At 43.7% G+C, this 21,104-nt stretch carries 14 protein-coding genes and 1 pseudogene; 6 read left to right on the plus strand and 9 right to left on the minus strand.

The annotated features are described in order from the left end of the window. Nucleotides 1-51: 51 nt before the first annotated feature. Nucleotides 52-2,310 carry a TonB-dependent receptor gene (locus tag F973_RS06290; protein WP_004760696.1) on the minus strand — a complete coding sequence of 753 codons (2,259 nt, stop codon included), beginning with the start codon at nucleotides 2,308-2,310 and terminating at the stop codon, nucleotides 52-54. Between the two features lie 386 nt (nucleotides 2,311-2,696). Here F973_RS06290 and tig point away from each other — a divergent pair, with 386 nt between their 5' ends. The 4 genes from tig (at nucleotide 2,697) to F973_RS06310 (ending at nucleotide 7,061) form a co-directional block, all read left to right on the plus strand. Beyond that, the gene (gene tig / locus F973_RS06295) at nucleotides 2,697-4,028 is read left to right on the plus strand and encodes a trigger factor (RefSeq protein WP_004760697.1); all 1,332 of its coding nucleotides are present in this window, start codon (nucleotides 2,697-2,699) and stop codon (nucleotides 4,026-4,028) included. Nucleotides 4,029-4,225: 197 nt separating this feature from the next. Continuing rightward, entirely contained in the window at nucleotides 4,226-4,831 is a 606-nt protein-coding gene (gene clpP, locus F973_RS06300; protein ID WP_004760698.1) for an ATP-dependent Clp endopeptidase proteolytic subunit ClpP, read from the plus strand. A gap of 41 nt (nucleotides 4,832-4,872) precedes the next feature. Beyond that, a complete protein-coding gene (gene clpX, locus F973_RS06305; RefSeq protein ID WP_004757133.1) occupies nucleotides 4,873-6,183 on the plus strand; it encodes an ATP-dependent Clp protease ATP-binding subunit ClpX in 1,311 nt (436 codons plus the stop codon). Between the two features lie 161 nt (nucleotides 6,184-6,344). Continuing rightward, nucleotides 6,345-7,061, plus strand: coding sequence for a DUF2846 domain-containing protein (locus tag F973_RS06310; RefSeq protein ID WP_004760700.1), 717 nt, complete (start codon nucleotides 6,345-6,347; stop codon nucleotides 7,059-7,061). 18 nt (nucleotides 7,062-7,079) lie between these two features. Here the strand turns inward: F973_RS06310 and F973_RS06315 are convergent, their stop codons facing one another. The 6 genes and pseudogenes from F973_RS06315 to F973_RS06335 form a co-directional block, all read right to left on the minus strand. Further along, on the minus strand, nucleotides 7,080-7,622 hold the full coding sequence (locus tag F973_RS06315) for a DUF2059 domain-containing protein (protein ID WP_004760701.1): 543 nt from the start codon (nucleotides 7,620-7,622) through the stop codon (nucleotides 7,080-7,082). A gap of 101 nt (nucleotides 7,623-7,723) precedes the next feature. Then, nucleotides 7,724-9,250, minus strand: coding sequence for a fumarate hydratase (locus tag F973_RS06320; protein ID WP_004760703.1), 1,527 nt, complete (start codon nucleotides 9,248-9,250; stop codon nucleotides 7,724-7,726). Between the two features lie 125 nt (nucleotides 9,251-9,375). Continuing rightward, nucleotides 9,376-9,576: pseudogene (locus F973_RS14565) on the minus strand (helix-turn-helix domain-containing protein); the annotation flags it as partial. 310 nt (nucleotides 9,577-9,886) lie between these two features. After that, nucleotides 9,887-12,022 (minus strand): phosphate acetyltransferase, encoded by a 2,136-nt coding sequence (gene pta, locus F973_RS06325; RefSeq protein WP_004678491.1) that lies wholly within the window; start codon nucleotides 12,020-12,022, stop codon nucleotides 9,887-9,889. 31 nt (nucleotides 12,023-12,053) lie between these two features. Continuing rightward, entirely contained in the window at nucleotides 12,054-13,229 is a 1,176-nt protein-coding gene (locus F973_RS06330) for an acetate/propionate family kinase (RefSeq protein WP_034432364.1), read from the minus strand. A gap of 304 nt (nucleotides 13,230-13,533) precedes the next feature. Next, nucleotides 13,534-14,799: a glutamate-5-semialdehyde dehydrogenase gene (locus F973_RS06335; protein WP_004760706.1), complete on the minus strand. Its 1,266-nt coding sequence runs from the start codon at nucleotides 14,797-14,799 to the stop codon at nucleotides 13,534-13,536. A 353-nt stretch (nucleotides 14,800-15,152) separates the two neighbouring features. On the opposite strand from F973_RS06335, the gene F973_RS06340 reads away from it, so the two are divergent. Continuing rightward, on the plus strand, nucleotides 15,153-16,466 hold the full coding sequence (locus F973_RS06340) for an alpha/beta fold hydrolase (RefSeq protein WP_004683212.1): 1,314 nt from the start codon (nucleotides 15,153-15,155) through the stop codon (nucleotides 16,464-16,466). Nucleotides 16,467-16,535: 69 nt separating this feature from the next. Here the strand turns inward: F973_RS06340 and F973_RS06345 are convergent, their stop codons facing one another. Beyond that, a complete protein-coding gene (locus F973_RS06345; protein WP_004760707.1) occupies nucleotides 16,536-17,378 on the minus strand; it encodes a class I SAM-dependent methyltransferase in 843 nt (280 codons plus the stop codon). A gap of 287 nt (nucleotides 17,379-17,665) precedes the next feature. Continuing rightward, nucleotides 17,666-18,685, minus strand: coding sequence for a beta-N-acetylhexosaminidase (nagZ, locus tag F973_RS06350; RefSeq protein WP_004760709.1), 1,020 nt, complete (start codon nucleotides 18,683-18,685; stop codon nucleotides 17,666-17,668). Nucleotides 18,686-18,901: 216 nt separating this feature from the next. Here nagZ and F973_RS06355 point away from each other — a divergent pair, with 216 nt between their 5' ends. Next, nucleotides 18,902-21,085: a carboxy terminal-processing peptidase gene (locus tag F973_RS06355; protein ID WP_004760710.1), complete on the plus strand. Its 2,184-nt coding sequence runs from the start codon at nucleotides 18,902-18,904 to the stop codon at nucleotides 21,083-21,085. Nucleotides 21,086-21,104 lie beyond the last annotated feature (19 nt).

Below are 21,104 nucleotides of genomic sequence, written 5' to 3' on the forward strand. Positions count from 1 at the left end.
AGAGGCTATTTTAAATGAGTTTAAGTAAATACCCTAATTTTTTTAAGGGATTTAGTACTTAAAGTTGATCGCAAGAACTGCGTTGCGGCCATCACCTTCGTTTGCATAGTGTGAAGCATGAGCACTTGTAAAATAACGCTTATCTGAAATGTTATTTACATTCAACTGTAAGTTTACATTCTTGTTTACATCATACTTTGCCATCGCATTATAGATAGTAAACGTTGGTAAAATTTTCGTTGAAGTGGTGGCTGTGTTTGGATTGGTATTCGCAAAAACTTGATCGCGATATTGAACGCCTGCACCGAGTGTTAATTTTGGAAGTACTTGGTATGTACTCCACAAGTTAGCACTCTGTTTAGCAACGAATGGAAGAGGGCGACCTTCTTGAGCAACTAAGTTATAAGCTGCTTTGGTTAATTCGCTATCTAAGTAGCTATAGCCAAGTGCCATTTCCCATTTATCAGTAATGTGACCTGTCAAAGCAAGTTCAAAACCATCAACTTTACTTTCACCAGCATTAGTTACTGTATTCGCATCTATATTAATACGTGTATTTTGCTTCTCAGTACGGAAGATTGCAGCTGTCGCATTGGCACGGTTGTTCCAAAGGCTCCATTTCGTTCCGATCTCAAATGTACGAGCTTTTTCTGGTTCTAAGTCTTTATTTGAAGCACTAAGTGAATCAAGATCAGGATCGATACCTACAGGGTTGGCAGCAGTTGCGAAACTTGCATAGATACTACCATGCTCTGTTGGGCGGAATACTACACCTGCTTGATAAGAGAAGTAGTCTGTATCATTTGAATACACAGTACCTGCTGGCGTTGTCACACCACGAGCTGTTACATCTTTGTTATATTTTAATTCTGTATCAAATTGATCCCAACGTACGCCAAGATTTAATAACCAATATTTATTGAATTCAATACTGTCTAATGCATATACAGATACTGTTTCATTGGTCATTGTAGTCTGTTTAGTATTTGGTGTTAGTGTGCCTAACCATGGATCATTCGGACTTGGATTATTGAGATCCGTGCACCAGCCATTGTTATCATTACATTTATCATTGAAACCAGCAGTCGTTGTACCTGTATATCCAGGATAACTAATATTATAGTTACCGCGATTGGTTTCTTCGCGATTATATTCAGCACCAACATTGAAGCTATGTGCTATTGCTCCAGTTTTGAATTTCCCAGCTAAAGAAAGTTGATCGGTAAATGCATCGGTGTCACGAATGGTCTGTGTTGCACGACGGTAGACTTTACCTTTGTAGATATTGCTTTTTGAATCATCTGGATTTGTATACATATAGCTTGCTTTAGAATGGCTATATGTTGCAGTGTTTGAAACTGTTAAGTCATCATTAAAATCATGTTCAAGCTTCAATGAGCCAATGTGGTTTTCACGCTTATCAAAATCACGATCCTTCCAGCCATAGTAAGAACCTTGTTTTACATTTGCTGGGCGACCATCAGCTTTGATCGAGCCTGGAGGTGGATTGTTAGGGTTGTTAAATGGAATGCCTGAATCTGGCTCATCATTACTTTTGATAAAGTAGTAACTTAAGGTCGCACGGTTTTCAGTTCCTAAACCGAAAGCTAGACTAGGCGCAATACCAACACGAGCGTATTCTGCACCATTGTGCTGTCCTGGTTTCTCATTTTCATGCCCCATCGCAATAACACGACCTGCGATTCCATTACCAAAGTCTTTGTTTGCGTCAAGTACGATATGCTTATAGTTATCTGTGCCGCCTGCAACACTTCCTTGATATTCATCACCTTCATGCGCAACTTTTGGAATCATGTTGATACTGCCACCAACACCACTTCCGCCAGTTAAAGCAGAGCTTGAGCCTTTAGTTACTTCGACTTGTTCAATCGCAAACATATCACGTGTTTGAGTTGTTGAGTTGCGCACACCATCTACATAGATCGCGCTTTGTCCGTTATAACCACGAATATAAGGAATATCTGTATACGGAATGCCGCCTTCACCAGCACCTAGTGTGATACCAGGCTCATTACGAAGTGCTTCTAATAAAGTATTTGAATTTGTTTCTTTCAATAACTTTTGAGATAAGACAGACACTGTCTTTGGTGTGTCTTTTAATGGCGCAACATATTTCTTGTTTGCAGATACATCAACTTTTAATTGTTCAGCAGTTGCTTCTGCATGAATAGTTGGGAGTTGAACCACATTTTCTTTATCTTGCGCGATTGCTGCAGTTGCAATCATAGAAAGAGATGATGCAATCGCAGATGAAACAAACTTCTTACGTGTTCTGATAAAAGAAGACATATCGTATCCATGTAAACCTTAAAATTCATGCAAATAATAATTATTCTTATTCTTATATGCAATTTTTCTCGATTGGATTTAACGATGCTCAGATCATATAAATTTGGAAAAAGAAATAGAGTAGTAGTGAAATGTAAGGTTATGTTGTAATTGATTGGGTGAAAATTAAGCATATATTGATCTAATAGAATTCTTCACGAAATTACCCAAGAACAACCGAGTTTATTCATAAACTATGAAAAATAATAAATCGTGGATGACTTGCTGATATGTTCAGATCAACTTTTACTGCTAGAATGCTTGTCGAATTTTGTATATCTGCAAAGTTGTCATATAATGTGGCACTTTTAAAAACTGTTACTACTTAACTAAATATCGAGGAAGCCATGCAAGTAACGACTGAAGCGGTTTCGGGCGTTGCCCGTCGTTTAAATGTTTCTGTACCGACGAGCCGTGTTAACGAGCAATTTGAAGCTCGCTTAAAACGCACTGCCAAAACTGTGAAGATCAACGGCTTCCGTCCAGGTAAGGTGCCTTTAAACGTTGTTCGCCGTGAATATGGTGCGGGCATTTATCAGGAAGTGGTGAATGAAATCATTCGCGACACTGTGTTCGAAGCAATTCAACAAGAAAAAATCAATGCGGTAGGTATGCCGAACATTGAGAAAGTTGAAAACAAAGATGGCGCTTTAGTGTATGAAGCAATTGTTGAAGTTTATCCAGAAGTGGAAGTGAAGACTTTTGCCGATTTGGAAGTTGAACGCAAGGCTTCAGAAATCAACGACAAAGATGTTGATACCATGATTGAGAACCTGCAAAAGCAACGCGCTTCTTGGACTGAAACCAAGGGTATGGCGAAGAAAGACATGCAGGTGACTTTCGACTTCGAAGGTACTGTTGATGGTGAGAAGTTTGAGGGCGGTTCTGCTGAAGACTTTAAACTGGTTCTTGGTTCAGGTCGTATGATTCCTGGCTTTGAAGACGGTATCGTTGGCATGAAGAAAGGCGAAGAGAAAGTGATTGATGTGACTTTCCCTGAAGACTATCAGGCTGAAAATCTGGCGGGTAAAGCTGCCCAGTTCAAGATCACGGTGAAGCTTGTTGAAAAACAGAAACTTCCAGAAATTGATGCTGAATTCCTAAAAATCTTTGGCTTGACTGAAGAAGAAGGCTTGGATAAGTTAAAAGCTGACGTTCGTAAGAACATGGAACGTGAAGTTCGCAACGGTCTGCGTAACCAGGTTAAACAAGCTGCGTTTGATGCCCTTGTTGCTGCAAACGAAATCGAAGTTCCAGCTTCTATGGTTGCCCAGGAAATTGACCGTCAACGTCAACAAATGATCCAGCAGTTCACTCAACAATTTGGTGGTCAGGGTGCAGGCGCATTTGACAGCAGCATGCTTCCAGATGAGTTGTTCAAGGAGCAAGCTGAAAAATCAGTGAAACTTGGTGTGTTGGTGAGCAAAGTATTGGCTGATGCTAAACTTGAAGTTGATCAGGCACGTGTTGATGCTTATATCGACGATATGGCTTCTTCTTATGAAGACCCAACAGAAGTGGTTGAATACTTCAAAAATGACAAGCAGCAACGCGCTCAAATTGAAGCTGTTGTGCTGGAAGATCAGGTTGTTGACCACATCCTGGCTTCTGCTAAAGTAAGTGATGTAAATATAAGTTATGAAGACTTGTTAAAAGAGCAACAGGCACGCCGTGGCTAATCTTTTAAAAGTTTAGAAGAAAGGCGCTTGATGCGCCTTTTTTTATGCATGTTATGAAAGTGTTAATTTGTCGAAAAATGACTCGGTTTTGCCATAAATAATCGAATATTTCAGGTTGAACCTTTTGCAATTTCATTGATTATCCCTCATATTGTTGGCATAGATCGAGTCAGAATAATTTAGGACTAAATAAACCTATGTATGTTCCAACAATTGAAAGTGCTTTAGTTCCTGTCGTCGTTGAACAGTCATCCCGTGGCGAGCGTTCTTTTGATATTTTTTCACGCCTGTTACGTGAGCGTGTGATTTTTTTAACAGGTGAAGTTGAAGACAACATGGCCAACTTAATCGTGGCGCAGATGTTGTTTCTGGAAGCTGAGAATCCAGAGAAAGATATTCATCTTTATATTAACTCACCAGGCGGTTCCGTAACTGCGGGTATGGCAATTTATGACACCATGCAGTTCATCAAGCCAGATGTTGTTACATATTGCATGGGACAAGCGGCATCGATGGGTGCATTCCTGTTGAATGCGGGTGCCAAGGGCAAGCGTTATTGTCTTGAAAATGCCCGTGTCATGATTCACCAGCCGTTGGGTGGTTTCCGTGGTCAGGCTTCTGACATTGAAATTCACGCACGTGAGATTCTCTTTATCAAAGAGCGTTTAAACCGTTTGATGGCCGAGCATAGTGGTCAGAACTATGAAACTGTCGCACGCGACACAGACCGTGACAACTTTATGACTGCACAGGCGGCAAAAGAATATGGTTTGGTTGATCAGGTCCTGAGCAAGCGTCCTTGATTTTTGAAAACTAGGTTTAAGATTTAAGTTGTGGAGTAAATATGTCCGAACATCCTCAAGGACAAAAACATTGTTCATTTTGTGGTAAGACGCAATCGGAAGTTGGAAAATTGATTGCAGGTGAGGACGCATATATTTGTAATGAGTGTGTGGATGTCTGCTTGGATCTGGTACAAACCAGCCAACAGGTTGAAGCGGGGGATTGGGCAAGCAAGGCATTGCCTAAGCCACATGAAATACGTGCTGCCCTTGACCAATATGTCATTGGACAGGATATTGCGAAAAAAACCCTGTCTGTTGCAGTGTACAACCACTATAAGCGTTTGAAAGTAGGACAGTCGCATCACGCACCGCAAGATGTTGAAATTGCAAAAAGTAATATTTTACTGATTGGACCAACAGGTTCAGGTAAAACTTTGCTGGCGCAAACACTTGCCCGCTTGCTGGATGTTCCATTTGCCATGGCAGATGCGACTACACTCACGGAAGCAGGTTATGTGGGTGAAGATGTTGAAAACATCGTGCAGAAGCTATTGCAGAAAGCAGACTATGATGTAGAGAAAGCCCAGAAAGGCATTATCTATATTGATGAGATCGATAAGATCACCCGTAAGTCTGAAAATCCATCCATTACCCGTGATGTTTCGGGTGAGGGTGTACAGCAGGCACTGTTGAAAATGATTGAGGGTACTGTTGCCTCAATTCCACCTCAAGGTGGACGTAAGCATCCTCAACAGGAATTTATCCAGATTGATACCTCAAATATCCTGTTTATTTGTGGTGGCGCATTCTCTGGTCTGGAAAAAATTGTCCAGCAGCGTCAGGAAAAGGGCGGGATCGGCTTTACCGCTGATGTGAAGAACAAGGATGATCGTAAGAAAATCTCTGAATTGTTCCGTCAGGTCGAGGCAACTGATCTGGTCAAGTTTGGCTTGATTCCTGAATTCATTGGCCGTTTGCCTGTGATTGCCACTTTGGAGGAGCTGGATGAAGAAGCGCTGATGCAGATTCTGACAGAACCGAAGAATGCATTGACACGCCAATATCAATACCTGTTCACAATGGAAGATGTGGATCTGGTGTTTGATGAGTCTGCATTGCGTGCGGTGGCGAAGAAAGCGCTGGAACGCAATACGGGTGCACGTGGTCTACGTTCAATTCTGGAAAATGTTTTGCTTGAAACCATGTACGATTTACCAAGCCGTACAGATGTTGGTACAGTGATTGTGGATGAAGCCGTGATCAATGGCACCGCAAAACCAACCTATAAGGCTGAGCGTTTGCCGCAGGTGACCACGCCTGAACTGGTGGAAAAAAAAGACCTGAAAGTGATTGATTCCAAATCGGCCTAACTGCAACGGTTTATCACTCATCTAAAAAAGCATGAAAGGTTTAGCTTTTCATGCTTTTTTTATTTGCAATTGGTCAGTGAGGTGTTAATCTTAAAAATTGGAAAATCCGCATAGTTTTGCGCTGTTAACAATAAATTCAAGAAAACGCCTTGAGGGATGTCATGCGTTATTTAATATTGTCATTATGTTGTGCTGGGGTATTGGCTGGCTGTCAAAGCCACAAAGCCGTTGAGGAAAAACCAGCAGCACTAACTGCAACGCTACCACCAGTGGATACTGAAAAAAAACCAGGCCTGTTTGATCAATACCATGTGGGTGGCTTCACTGTAGGCGGTTGGGTCAATCAAAAGTTGGGTCAATACTTCATACCAGTTAAACCACAAAATGAACAGGCGGCTGTTGTGTATCTGTATCGACCAGATTCGCGCTGGAACCGTCAGGAAATTGCGGCGGTCAACCTGTTTATCAATGGTCATCGTATTCCAAGCCTGTTACATAATCATTATTACTGGGTTGAACTCCCTGCGGGAACTTATCGTTTAAGTGCAAGCCGTCCTTTGGCAGGATTACATTTCCAGAAACCAAAATATCTGGACCTGACGGTGGATGCCGCGCAGACCTATTTCATCAAATATGATGAGGAAAACAAGATTTCTCGCAGTGAACATACGGGTCCGTGGATGGTGATGCCTGACAAGGTCGCCCGTCAGGAAATCGCGTTTACCCGTTTAAAATCTTCGAGCTATAACTTCGTTGCACAGGATGAATCGGGAGAGGTTCGTGCCAAGCCTCAGGAGCTCAAGCCCGTTAAATATGATGAAAAGTCTGAAGTGCTTTTGGTCAAGCCATTTAAAATCTGGAATCCCTTAACCTGGTAAACTGACACAGAACAGGGACTATTCAGGTTGAACCAGTGGTTTGATGATGGTTAGGAACTGTTCCTTTAGTTGTGAGCTTTGCTCTGGATCATTCAGGCTTTGCTGGCTCAAATGACTCATATACTGAAAAACATTGGTGCTGATTTTCAATGTTTTTTGATTAATGGATCTACCCTCAGGCGTTTTTAGGAATTTTAAATAAGCCTGTACTTCTTCCTCACTTAATGTCTCGGCATAAATTTTTTCTATGGCCTGTAAGGTTTCGGGTCGGGCAAACACTTTTGAACTGGTGTCTTTCAACAATTGGCTGAGTTCGAGTACAGCCAGCTGTTCCTGTGTGGTGGTTAATTTATCCTTGTTTAATACCCTTAGCAGGATGTTTTCAGCATCTGAATCCAATGTCGGCTGCATTTCATCCAAAGAGGTATATAGGATATTTTCAAACTCACTCAGTTTGATGAGCTCTTTTACAGACTGGGTTCGTGCTGGTGTGGCAAAGACACTTTGCATGGTGCTGATCAGGCATAAACCAACCAGCACGCTCGATATATTTCTATTCATGTCTTTGTCCTTATTGTTGTTTTGTTTTTTATAATCTAACAGAAGCACTGGGCAAAAAAATAGCCGAATACGATGATTCGGCTAAGATTATTGTATAAGTATTATTGAGCGGCAGCGTCTACAACAGGGATTTTCCCAATTTTTGCTTGCCAGATTTTTGGTGCAATGGCATGGATTGACGTACCATTGACATCAACGGCAACAGAAACAGGCATATCTTCAACCACAAACTTGTAGATTGCTTCCATACCTAAGTCTGCAAAAGCAACGACTTCAGCCTCACGAACTGCTTTAGACACGAGGTAAGCTGCACCACCAACGGCCATTAAGTAAGTTGCTTGATTATCTTTGATCGCTTCGATTGCAGCAGGGCCACGGTCTGCTTTACCAATCATACCGAATAAACCAGTCGCTTCTAGAACTTGGCGAGTGAATTTATCCATACGCGTTGCAGTTGTAGGACCAGCAGGACCAACGACTTCATCACGAACAGGATCAACAGGACCAACGTAGTAAATGAATTTACCTTTTAAGTCGACTGGAAGTTCTTCACCATTATTTAACATGTCGACCATGCGCTTATGTGCAGCATCACGACCTGTATAAATTGTACCGTTAAGAAGTAATGTATCGCCTGGTTTCCAAGAGTTCATTTCTTCTTGTGTAATGGTATCAAGATTCACACGTTTTGATTGAGATGAATCCCAAGTTACAGCAGGGTAGTCTTCAAGTTTAGGTGCCTGAATATGCGCAACACCTGTACCATCTAACTGGAAATGTGCGTGACGAGTCGCAGCACAGTTCGGAATCATACCCACTGGTTTACCCGCAGCGTGGCATGGGTAATCCTTGATTTTAATATCAAGCACTGTGGTTAAACCACCAAGACCTTGTGCACCAATACCCAGCGCATTCACTTTCTCGAAGATCTCGATACGGAGTTCTTCCATTTTGCTTTGTGGGCCACGACGAAGTAATTCGTCCATGTTGATTTCTTCCATGAGTGCTTCTTTTGCAAGCATCATGGCTTTTTCAGCAGTACCACCGATACCAATACCGAGCATACCTGGTGGACACCAGCCTGCACCCATGGTTGGAACAGTTTTAAGTACCCAATCTACGATTGAATCAGATGGGTTGAGCATCGCAAGTTTAGATTTATTTTCAGAACCGCCACCTTTCGCTGCAACGGTAATATCAACTTTATTTCCTGGCACGAGCTTGTAGTGAATCACGGCAGGGGTGTTGTCTTTAGTATTCTTACGACCAAAAGCAGGATCGGCCAACACAGAAGCACGGAGTACGTTTGAGTTCTCTAGGTAACCTTGGCGTACACCTTCATTGACCGCATCATCCAGGCTCATGCTTAAATCAAATTTAACATCTAGGCCAACTTCAAGGAAAACGTTGACAATCCCTGTATCCTGACAGATTGGTCGATGACCTTCAGCACACATACGTGAGTTGATCAGGATTTGGGCAATTGCATCTTTTGCAGCCTTGTTTTCTTCACGGTCATAGGCACGGCTCATCGCTTGGATGAAGTCCTGTGGGTGATAGTAGGAAATAAACTGCAGGGCATCCTTGATTGATGTAATCAAGTCATCTTGTTTGATGATCGTTGTCATATCAAATTTCTCTTGAGCGGGCGATTAGCTGGCGGGCTAAATTATATGACAAAAAGCTATCATTGTGGGAGTTTTAGCGCACATTTGGCCAAAGGTCTAAACTAGCAATAGAGGCGTTGAGGTTTCTAGTTTTTTCGCATCTGGGAGGGGGAGTAGCCAAAATGCTTTTTAAAGCGATGGCTAAAATGGCTGCTTGAACTGAAACCGTAATTTGTAGCAATTTCGGTCAAATTTGCTGTGGTCAACTCTAGTGCCTGATGAGACAGCTCAAGTCGGCGTTGCATCACATATTGATGCGGTGGCATGTGCATGGATTGCTTGAAAAGAGGTGGTCCCGCTTGTTTGGTATACAAGAGGTCTCGATTCTTCTTATTTTACTTCATGAGCATTTGCTCTCGTGATAGGTGGCATGGATGCCACCTTGTTAGACTGTGGTTTACAGGGATGTGCCATCAGTCTAACAGGGGGGTTTTGTTACTTTTGCCCAGTCAAAAGTAAGGCAAATGTCTATACAAAAAACTTATGATGACTCATGGTGCTATGAGTACTTTATTCAAAACAAAAAGATTTGATTCAACGGGTAAAACTTATCTGCTTAAACATTTTTATGTAAAGCAGATAGTTATCGCAAGTTGTTTAATCTTGCTGTTTTGCCTGAATTGCCGTCAATGCAATGGTAAACACAATATCATCGACCAAAGCACCGCGAGACAAGTCGTTCACTGGCTTGTTCAAGCCTTGCAGCATTGGGCCAACACTAACGACATTGGCCGCACGCTGCACTGCTTTATAGGTGGTGTTCCCTGTATTTAGGTCAGGGAAAATAAACACATTGGCACGACCTGCAACTTGCGAGTCAGGTGCTTTTTGGCGACCAACACTTTCAACCGAAGCTGCATCGTATTGCAACGGGCCATCAATCAATAAATCTGGACGGCGTTGTTGTGCAATTTTGGTAGCTTCAGCGACTTTCTCAACATCTGCACCTGTACCAGATGTCCCTGTTGAATAACTGATCATGGCGATGCGTGGGTCAAGACCAAAGGCTTTGGCTGAGTCTGCGGATTGAATCGCAATTTCGGCAAGCTGTTCCGCATTTGGATCAGGGTTGATCGCACAGTCACCATAGACACACACTTCATCAGGCAATAGCATAAAGAAAATCGATGATACCAGTGAGTAATTCGGTGCGGTCTTAATGAGTTGAAATGCAGGTCGCACCGTATTGGCTGTGGTATGAATCGCTCCCGAAACCAGACCATCCACCTGATCCAAGGCCAACATCATGGTGCCAAGTACAACAGTATCTTGCAATTGTGCTTTGGCTTGCAACGCATCCAGCTTGCCTCTGCGTAACTCAACCATTGGCTCGATATATTGATCACGGATAGTGTCTGGGTCAATAATCTGTAGATCAGCAGGGAGCTGAATCCCACGTGCCTTGGCAACCTCGGCAACAGACTCTGGTTTTGCCAAAAGGATACATTGGGCAATGCCACGTGTCTGGCAAATCACGGCAGCCTGTACAGTACGTGGTTCATCACCCTCTGGGAGTACAATACGTTTTTTCGCTGCAATCGCTTTCTGTACCAGCTCATAACGGAAAGCTGATGGAGAGAGGCGAGGATGTAGGTTGTTCTGGGTATGTTGATCCAGCCAGTTATTGTCAATATGACTTGAAACAAAACGGGTAACCTGCTCAGCGCGTTCAATATCATCAATTGGAATTTCATTGCCAAAACGATTTAAGCGTTGTGCTGTTTCAAGTGTATCAAGTGAAGTATGCAGAATTGGCAAACCTTGCTTAATTGCACTTTGGCAAAACTCTAAAACATTGTCTGAGGGTGGCGCCTGTTCAGTTAAAACCAATCCTGCCAATGGTGTACCATTGCTACTGGCGAGACTGGCTGCAAGCAGGGTGTCGGTACGCTGTGAGGCACTGATGATCAGCTCACCCGCAATAAACTTGTGCAGTTCAGATTCAATATTTGAGGCAATCAGGCTGGTATGTAAAATACGGCGCTGTTTTGCTTCGCCCTGATGCAGCCATGTCCCCTCAACAATTGCTGCAATATCCAAACTACGTGGCACACTCAGGATATTGCTGAATGGAACCAGACCGATAATTGGCAATTCATCTGTTCCCATAAAGCGGTTATAGCGTTGCAGCTCTAATGAAAATTCGGCAATTTGCTGGTCCAGACGTAGGCTTGGGTCAAGTGTGACAGGAATTTCAGCCGTGCCGTCTGGAAGCCCCTTGGTTCGCATGAACAGAACCCCTGTAGTGCGGGGTGAGGCTGCGCCGCCAAACTGACGTAGATGGGCATCGACTTTTTCTGCTGTCTTGCGTGGATCAGCAAGATCGGCGGTACTGACCAAAACTACCTGGGCATCCAGCGCCTGCGCAAGCGCAGCATTGATTTCACTGGCAAAATGGTCTTGTCCATTGGGAACAAGGCCCTCGACAATAATTACATCATGATCAACCGCAATCTGGCGATGCAATGCAACCGCCTCTTCAAGCAGTTCATCTGTCTCACCTAATGCAATCAGTTGAGTCAATCTTTCATAAGTAATCGGTTCAACCGAACGACGATGGAATAGATGACGATATAGGGTGGTAGTGCGGTCAACCGTCGTATCTGCAATTTGTGAAAATGGCTTGAGGAACCCCGCATTAATTCCTTTACAGTCCAGTGCGTAAATCATGCCTAAACAGGCAGAGGTTAAACCAACACCCTCACCTGTAGGAATCAGTAAAATTGTATTCATAATGACCTTGGTATTATCTAAATATGATTGTTTAAGCTATTTGTGCAAGCACCTGACGGGTCTCTTTGGCGATACGACCTTCTTCATCAGTTGGAATCACCCAGATTTGTGGACCAGTTCCTCCATCAATGCGTCCCTCTGTGCCACGAGTCAAAGTATCATTATTTTCCTTGCTGAATTGCAGGCCAAAATGAGGCAGGTAAGCGAGCGTTTTTTCACGCACATAGGCAGAATTTTCACCAATGCCGCCAGTGAACACCAATCCATCTAAATGAGGCAGGCCACAACTTAAGGCAGATAATGATTTTGCCAGACGATAACAGAATACTTCGATGGCAAGGGTGGCACCCTCATGACCTTTTTCAGAGGCTTCCACCAGTGTGCGCATATCATTGGATAAACCTGACAGACCGAGTAGACCACTTTCCTTGTTGAGCATGTTGTCGATTTTTTGAATGTCCCAACCCAGATTGTTTGCTAGGAATAAATGCAGGCTTGGATCAACATCACCGCTACGCGTACCCATGACCACACCTTCAAGTGGGGTCATCCCCATCGACGTATCTAAACTTTCACCATTCCAAACAGCACAGGTTGAACTGCCATTACCCAAATGAGCACTGAGCCAACCACCTTGATTTTTTGCTCCTGCCAATTCGCTCGCACGTTCAGTCACATAAGCATGACTTGTGCCGTGGAAACCATAACGACGAACTTGATGTTCTGTATATAAGTTTTGCGGTAGGGCATAGCGGTATGCACGTTCAGGCATCGTTTGATGGAACGCTGTATCGAAAACTGCAACTTGAGGTAATTCAGGAAATAAGCGCATGGTTGCTTCAATCCCAATTAAATGAGCAGGATTATGCAATGGCGCAAGCGGTGTCGCTGCTTCAATACGTTTTACAATCTCTGGTGTTAAAAGTTCAGCTTTGGTTAAGTTTCCACCGTGTACTACTCGATGACCAATCGCCTGAGGATTGTAATTTGCTAAACGAGCTAAAAGGGTTTCGAGCGCTTTAGCATGATCTGCATGAGGGATTGAAAGTTCCAATGGTTCGCCACCCACTGTTATCCCTTTAATACGTGCATCAGCAGAACCTAAATTTTCTGCCAAACCATAGATACGATCTTCACGGCGTTCCGAGATCAGTGCATATTTGATGGATGATGAACCACAGTTAATTACAAGTACAGACATAGCCACGTTTGAACACCTAACAGGTTTTAATTTTATAAACGAATACTTTTGATTTTGCTGCAATGCATGGAGCAGTAGAATCAAGCGCAATGTTTTAACATGGGAAGCCGTATTGACGAAAATAGACTTTAGCCTATACGACTGATTTATAAGTGAAACAAATTTATATTTCAGTATAGTGTGTAAATAAAAGATTATTTTGGGTGATCTGTTTGTTTTGCTACAGTTTTTTGTATGAAAATATGTAAAAACACGATAAAGATCAAATAAATGAGCTTTATCGTGCCAAAAAGCAAACCAATAGAACCAGTTACTGGCGAATTTGACCATCACCGAAAACAATCCATTTCTGTGAGGTCAGGCCTTCCAGACCGACTGGACCGCGGGCATGGATTTTATCGGTCGAAATCCCGATTTCTGCACCGAGGCCATATTCAAAGCCATCGGCAAAACGGGTTGAGGCATTGATCATCACCGAGCTGGAGTCAACACGTGCCAGAAACTCACGTGCCAGACTAAAGTTTTCGGTAATAATCGCATCGGTATGGTGTGAGCCATATTGGTTGATATGGTCAATCGCCTCATCCATACCACTCACCACCTTAACTGCAAGGATCGGCCCCAGATACTCTGTATACCAGTCTTCCTCGGTCGCAGTTTTGACAGATTCACCCAGAATGCGCTGGGTTTCTGGACAGCCACGAAGCTCAACCTGTTTTTCCGCATAAAGTTCAGCAATGCGGGGCAGGAATTCTTCAGCAATCGCTTCATCAACCAAGAGGCTTTCCATGGCATTACACACTCCATAACGGTGTGTTTTTGCATTCAATGCGATTGGCAAGGCTTTTTGCAGGTCAGCCTGTGCCTCAACAAAGATATGGCAATTGCCATCCAGATGCTTGATCACAGGAATACGCGCTTCATTGCTGATGCGTTCAATCAGGCTTTTTCCACCACGCGGCACAATCACGTCAACATATTCAGTCATGGTGATCAGATGTCCAACAGCAGCACGGTCAGGTGTGTCAATCACCTGCACGGCATGTTCAGGCAGGCCTGAAACCTGTAGACCATGTTGAATGGCGGCTGCAATTGCCTTGTTCGATTCCAGCGCCTCAGAACCACCACGCAGGATAATCGCGTTACCCGATTTCAACGCCAGCGATGCCGCCTCAAGTGTCACATTGGGACGTGACTCATAAATCATTCCAATCACGCCAAGCGGCACGCGCATTTTACCCAACTGGATACCAGACGGACGGTAGGTCATATCAGTGATTTCGCCAATCGGGTCAACCAATGCGATGACATCTTTCAAGCCCTGTAGCATGCCCTTGAAACGGGCAGGGGTCAGTTCCAGACGGTCAAGCAGGGCACTGTCCAGTTGGCGTTGACGGCCATTTTCCATATCAATTTGATTGGCTGCTAAAATGTGTGCCTGATTATTTTCCAGGGCAGTATAAATTGCAGACAAGGCATGATTTTTCAAATGTGTCGATGCACTGACTAAAACACGAGACGCTTTACGCGCCTGTATCCCGACCTGTTGCATATAAGTTTGAATAGAGTCTTGCATAGCATTTTGATGATTGCATGTATTTATAAAGATAGTAACAGTCAAATGCGGAACAATGAATAGCCTGAACTGACTAATTCACAAATTGTAAACTGTTATGTTGCGTGGGTGTTTTTGCTGAAATGCAATGAATCTGTTGAATTTAAAGACATGACTACATATTTTGCAAAAGATTGTTGAACTAAACAAGATAAATGGTTAAGGAAATCGTTGCGTATAAAACATGCATTTGTATAGAATGAAAATGTATAGGACAAATGTAATACAAATTTTGTAAATTTGTTAACTTGCAAGTTGAAATCGTAAAAAATGAGACTCTTGCATCAAAAAATAAACAAGGATGGAGGAAGGATATGAATTCCATTATCCAAATGGACTCGGATTTAAACCACACCTACACTGGGTTTGGTTTTTTCGACATTTACAATAAAAACAGTTTTAAACAACCAGCGCGTACTACATGGATAGATGGTTGGAAAATTGAATATATGGCAATTGCTGATCCCAAAACGATCTACAACACGCCAATTGTAATTGTCGGAGGCGCATTTCAGAACTTTAACTCTTATAAGTATTGTGTTGAGCAACTCTTTGAGAGTGGTCCTGTCATTTTGATTGATTTACCTTCAATGGGCGCAAATCAACAGATTCGCAATGTGGATACTGGTGAATCCGCAGCAGTGCTGGAATTGCCTGATTTATCAAAAATGCTGGGTCAATGGCTTGATATTGTTGGAATCGACAAGGTTTCAGTGATGGGAATGTCATTGGGTTCAGTGGTCGCTTCTTCATTTGCATATCAACGTCCAGAACTGGTGGACCGTATGGTGCTGATGGGTGTGATGCAAAAGACCCGTAAAAGCTGGCGCATGCTGCTTGAGGAGTCACTACACCTGATGCGTGAAGACCGCATGGAGGAGTTTGGGCAGGCGGTTATTTTGTATCTGGTCAACCACGCCAAGCTGGACAAGACACGTATGTCACCCACAGCCAAGCGTCTGTTCTTTAGACAGATGGCTGATTTCACCACAACTGAGCGTGAGCGCTATGAAATCAATTGCAACCGTTTACTGCGCCTAAGTGATGTACCTGTCGCACAGTGTAAGACATTGGTTGCTGCTGGGCAGTATGACAGTTTCACCCTGCCGCATGAAAACGCCGACTTTGCCTTGCAGTGTGAAGACATGCAGTTTGCCTTGATCGCCAATGCCGATCATGTGCCACAGCTGCAGCGCCGTAAAGAAACCATGAATCTGTTTACGACATTCCTGAAAGGTGAATCCATCGATAACCTTGATGGCATCATTAGCATGACGCGCGAGCAAATGAAGCAGATCGAACGCCGTGGTGAAGAGCGTATTCCTGTTTTACAGCCAGAAAGCAAGCTTAGCCACCGTCATCTGGATGGCGAAGTGTCAGTCACGATTGTTGATATCACGTTCTTTGGAGTGTACCTGAAACTTCACCAACTTGAGCAGCTTGATTTTGTTAGCCAGCATCCACGTGATTTAGCCTTGCATTTGGTTGATGAAGAGGGCGAATTTAAAATTGAATGTTTAATCTTTGATGCCACCGAGCAAGGTCTACGTATCTTGTTTAAACATGGTAGTTTTGAGATTGCTGACCGTTTAACCCGTTTTATTGAGCGTCAGAAACTGGCTAATTAATTCGTAAAAACGTGTAGGAAAGTTAAAAAAGAGAAGTGGTGTATGACCACCTCTCTTTTTTTGTAGGGATTATTTATTGCTTGCCTGGATTGTCCAGACCAGATCACCCAAGTGCTGATGCCTGTTTTGCAGGGAAATTTGATCGAAAAACTGTTTGGGCTGTAGAACCTCTACCTGTTTAAAGCCAGCTTCATGAAAAAACTGTTCGACTTCAACAGGAGTCTGAAAGTGGAAACTAAAGGCACTACGCGACATCCACTTCAATAAACGGCTGCTGTTCCAGATGATGGTGGCGAGTTTATTTTGGGTCGGTTCTGGATAAAGGTCAGTTAAATAATGCAGTTCTTTAAAGTCTTTACCATAGGTAGCAATGGCTTTAATCAGTTGTTGCAATAATGGTTTCTCAAAATAGTTAATCAAGCCTTCGCTAATCACCACCAATGGACGTTGAGGATCAAATACCTCAAAGGCAGAAGCAAAAGCGTCCGTGAATAAATCGACTGAAAGCACCTCATCAGTTTCGCTTTCAATTTGTTGTAGTGCCGCCTGTTTGGTCGCAGCCATGTCAGGTAAGTCAAGTTCACGGTAAGTGATGTCTGGATAATGCTGTCTAAACCACCATCCACGCGGGGAGAGTCCACAGGCAATCTCAAGCACCTGTAAATCAGGATGCTGTTGAATTAATGTCTGTAAGTGAGTGTCAAGCATAGTGTGGCGCTGTTTTAGCGTGGTGCGCATACTGCCACCCACATATTTTTCTGCCCAGCTTTCAATTGGATGAACCAGGGTGGCAAGCGTTTTCCCTTTTGCTGTCGCCAACGCTGGATGAGAAATTCCCATTTGATACCAGATATAGCCTGTGTAATGTGCAGTAAATGAAATATGGCGATGTTTTGAAAGTTGTTGTGTCATCTGTCCTAGACTCTGTTTTTATCTTATTTTTAGGGAAATGAAATAAATCTTTTTTTAAATTGAAGATTCCTTTCATTCAAATAAGACTTTAAGTTTGTTATTTACTCTCATGAAGCGACATGGATGCCCTCGTTGACCAGTCTGAACTGTTTTAAAAACAACACAAAGCTGATCAAAAAAGGATTTTCGTTACTTTTCATCCCTGAAAAGCAAGGCATTACCTATAATAAAAAGTATCTGATGAGATATAGCTTCTAAGGCAGCGCCAACTTATTCGTAGATACAACTTAAAACGAATTCTTAAAGTCTTCAATGACTTTTCTGACGTTTTGCCAAGTTTCGTCCAAAGTGAGGGTAGTGCCGATCTGAATCTCTGGAATTTTACCGCGCATACGCTCCAATCGTTGCTGGTTTGGCAAGGCAAGGTTCTGAATGCCATCCAGCGCGATGCATGCTGCCGCACGGTCGTTGCAGACCAAACCCATATCACATCCCGCGTTTAATGCAGCCTGAATCCTCGCATCCGCACCGCCTGCCACACATGCAGCCTGCATACTCAGGTCATCCGAAAACAAAACCCCATCAAACCTGAGCTGCTGGCGCAAGACATTTTGCAGCCAGAAAGGAGAGAAGCCTGCTGGGTTGGGATCAACCTGATCATAGATCACATGGGCTGGCATCAGTGCATCCAACTGAGGCATCAACTGGATAAAGCTTTGCATATCCTTATCATAAATTTCCTGATAGCGACGGCTGTCAATTGCCGCCGCCACATGCGAGTCTGCCTTGACTGAACCATGACCTGGAAAATGCTTGCCAGTGGTTGCCATGCCTGCTTTTTTCATGCCCTGCATAAATGCACCTGCCAGTGGTACGATGTCCTGCATATTTTTGGCAAAACCACGGTCACCAATCACATCGCTAATATCATTCAAGTCCAAAACAGGCGCAAAGCTAAAATCAATCCCCACCGCAAGTACTTCAGTTGCCATTAACCAGCCACATTGTTCAGCCAGTTCAATTGCCTGCTGCGGGCTGTGCAGATAATGCTCTCCAAGTCGTCCCATCGCTGGAAGCAAGGTAAAACCCTGTCTTAAACGCTGTACACGACCACCTTCCTGATCAACAGCAATCAGGATGTCAGGGCGCACCTGCCGCATATGGTCTGTCAATGCACGGACCTGTTGAGGGGATTCAATATTGCGGGCAAATAAAATCATGCCGCCGACTTGCGGAGCCTGTAATAGTTCAATATCTTCTTGAGTAAGTTCTGTGCCAGCAATATCCAGCATCAATGCGCCGATCATAGTGATTCCGTTTGAATTTTGATAAAAAATTTGATGAAAAGAAACGATAGATAAATTGTGCAATGATTTGCTACATTTTGTCAGTACAGAATATGATAAAACGACATGATATTGATGAATAAGTTATACGGGTTGCCAAGATGCTGAATGCATGGCATTCATATTGACATTGTGCCTGTATAATAATTGCCATATCCAAGGAAGCACCAAAATTTTATGAAACTTCAAACGATAGCGTGTGCGGTTGCGATTGCGACTGGTGGTTTATTTTTCTCTCATACCATAAATGAGGCATTTGCGGCGACAGAAGCGCCAGTCGTTTCAACAGCGATCAAGCCATCACAGGAACAGGCGCTGGTCTCGCGTCAACTGGCAACATTGGTTGACCGTCAGCATTACCTAAACATGCGTCTGGATGCGGCCACCTCAAACCGTATTCTGGATATGTATCTGGATAGCCTTGATCCAGACCATTCGCTGTTTCTTAGTAGTGAGGTTGAAGAATATAAGAATAAGTACGGCTCAACTTTTGGCAGCTCATTGAAAGCGGGCAACTTAACTGGGCCTTTTGCCATTCATGCGCAATATCGTGAGCGTTTGAAACAGTTTTACGAATACATGCTAGCTGAACTCAAGAAACCACAGAATCTGCATCAGAAAGATGTGTATCTTGATATTGACCGCGAAAAGGCACCTTATTTCAAAACGACTGCCGAGCAACGGCGTCATTGGCAGAACATGCTAGTGTCACAGTTGATTAATCTAACCATCAGCAAGGAAGAGGAGCAGGCCAAGCAAAAGGCGTTAAAGGCCAATCCATCGCTTGCCAATGGACAGGACCTGACAGGGCCTGAAGATTTAACCCCTGTTCAGACACTGACCAAGCGTTATACACGTCAGCTAGAGCGTATTGGTCGGGTAAAAAGTGATGATGTGCTGGATAAAACATTGAATGCAATGTTGGCAACCTATGATCCACACAGTAATTATTATCCACCAATTGATGCGATGGAGCTGAACCGTCAGACCACCTTGCAGCTTGAAGGGATTGGCGTTTCAATTCGTCCTGAACGTGGCAATGAGGACTACACCAAGATCGAAACCATCGTTGAGGGTGGTCCAGCCAGTAAGTCTGGTCAAGTAAAGTCGGGAGATCGCATTATTGGAGTTGCCCAGGATGGCGATAAAATGGTGGATGTCATCGGCTGGCCTAGTTCTGAGATTGTGGGGCTGATTCGTGGTAAACGTGGTACCAAAGTCACGGTACGCTTGCTGGGTGCTGGCGCAGCCATGAGTCAGGCGCGTAATGTCACACTGACACGCGATGTGATTCAGGAAGAGGATGCGGGTGTTCGTTCACGTACCGTTGAAATCACGCGTGATGGCAAGAAGCATGTCTTCGGTGTGATTGAGATTCCATCATTCTACTTTGATTATCGTTCACGCCGTGCTGGTACTGAGTACCGTTCAGTGTCTGAAGACACTGCAAAAGCATTTGAAGAACTGAAAGCCAAGAAAGTCGAAGGCATTATGGTTGATTTGCGTAATAACCCAGGTGGCTCTCTGGAAGAGGTTGCCCGTATGCTGGGGCAGGTGATTAAGTCAGGCCCAGTGGTTCAGATCCGTGATGGCAATGGTAATGTCAATGTGTTTGAAGACACCGATGGCGGTGAACAGATTTATGCTGGGCCAATAGCGGTATTGGTGAACCTGGCTTCTGCTTCGGCAAGTGAAATCTATTCTGCCGCAATTCAGGATTATGAACGCGGCATCATCATTGGTAGTACCACCACAGGCAAGGGAACCGCTCAGGTTCAACTGGATTCTTTGGCACATGGTCAGGCAACGCTGACCCAGCGTAAGTTCTATCGTGTTACAGGCGGCAGTACCCAGAATAAAGGCGTAATTCCCGACATTAGACTGGTGGATATCTACAATGAGGAGTTTGGTGAGCGTAAGGCTAAAAATGCATTGAAGTGGGACACCATTCCAACAGCGCCATTCAAACGTGAAGGTTCAGTACAGCCTTATCTGGCTAAACTGAACCAGACCTCTGAACAGCGTGTTGCGACAGACCCGCAGTTTAAGTATTTGGAGACACGCAAAACACTTGCCAAGAAAAGCGCTGATGAGAAAAAGGTGGTACTGGATATCGACCAGCGTCGTGCTGAACTGATTGATCTGGAAAAGCAAACGCTGGATGCTGAAAATCAACGCCGAGCTGCAACAGGCCAGCCGCCTTATGCAAACTGGGAAAGCTACCAGGCTTCTATTGACGCTCTAGTTGAGTCACGTGCCAAGATGAAAGCTCATCTGCGTCCACCTTTACCAGAGGAAGAGGCATTTATTACCGAAGCGGCAAATGTGCTACTGGACTATGCAGCATTGCAAGGCCGTTAAATTTTAGATTTTGCCGTTA

Source organism: Acinetobacter sp. CIP 102129 (assembly GCF_000368305.1).
Lineage (GTDB): Bacteria > Pseudomonadota > Gammaproteobacteria > Pseudomonadales > Moraxellaceae > Acinetobacter > Acinetobacter parvus.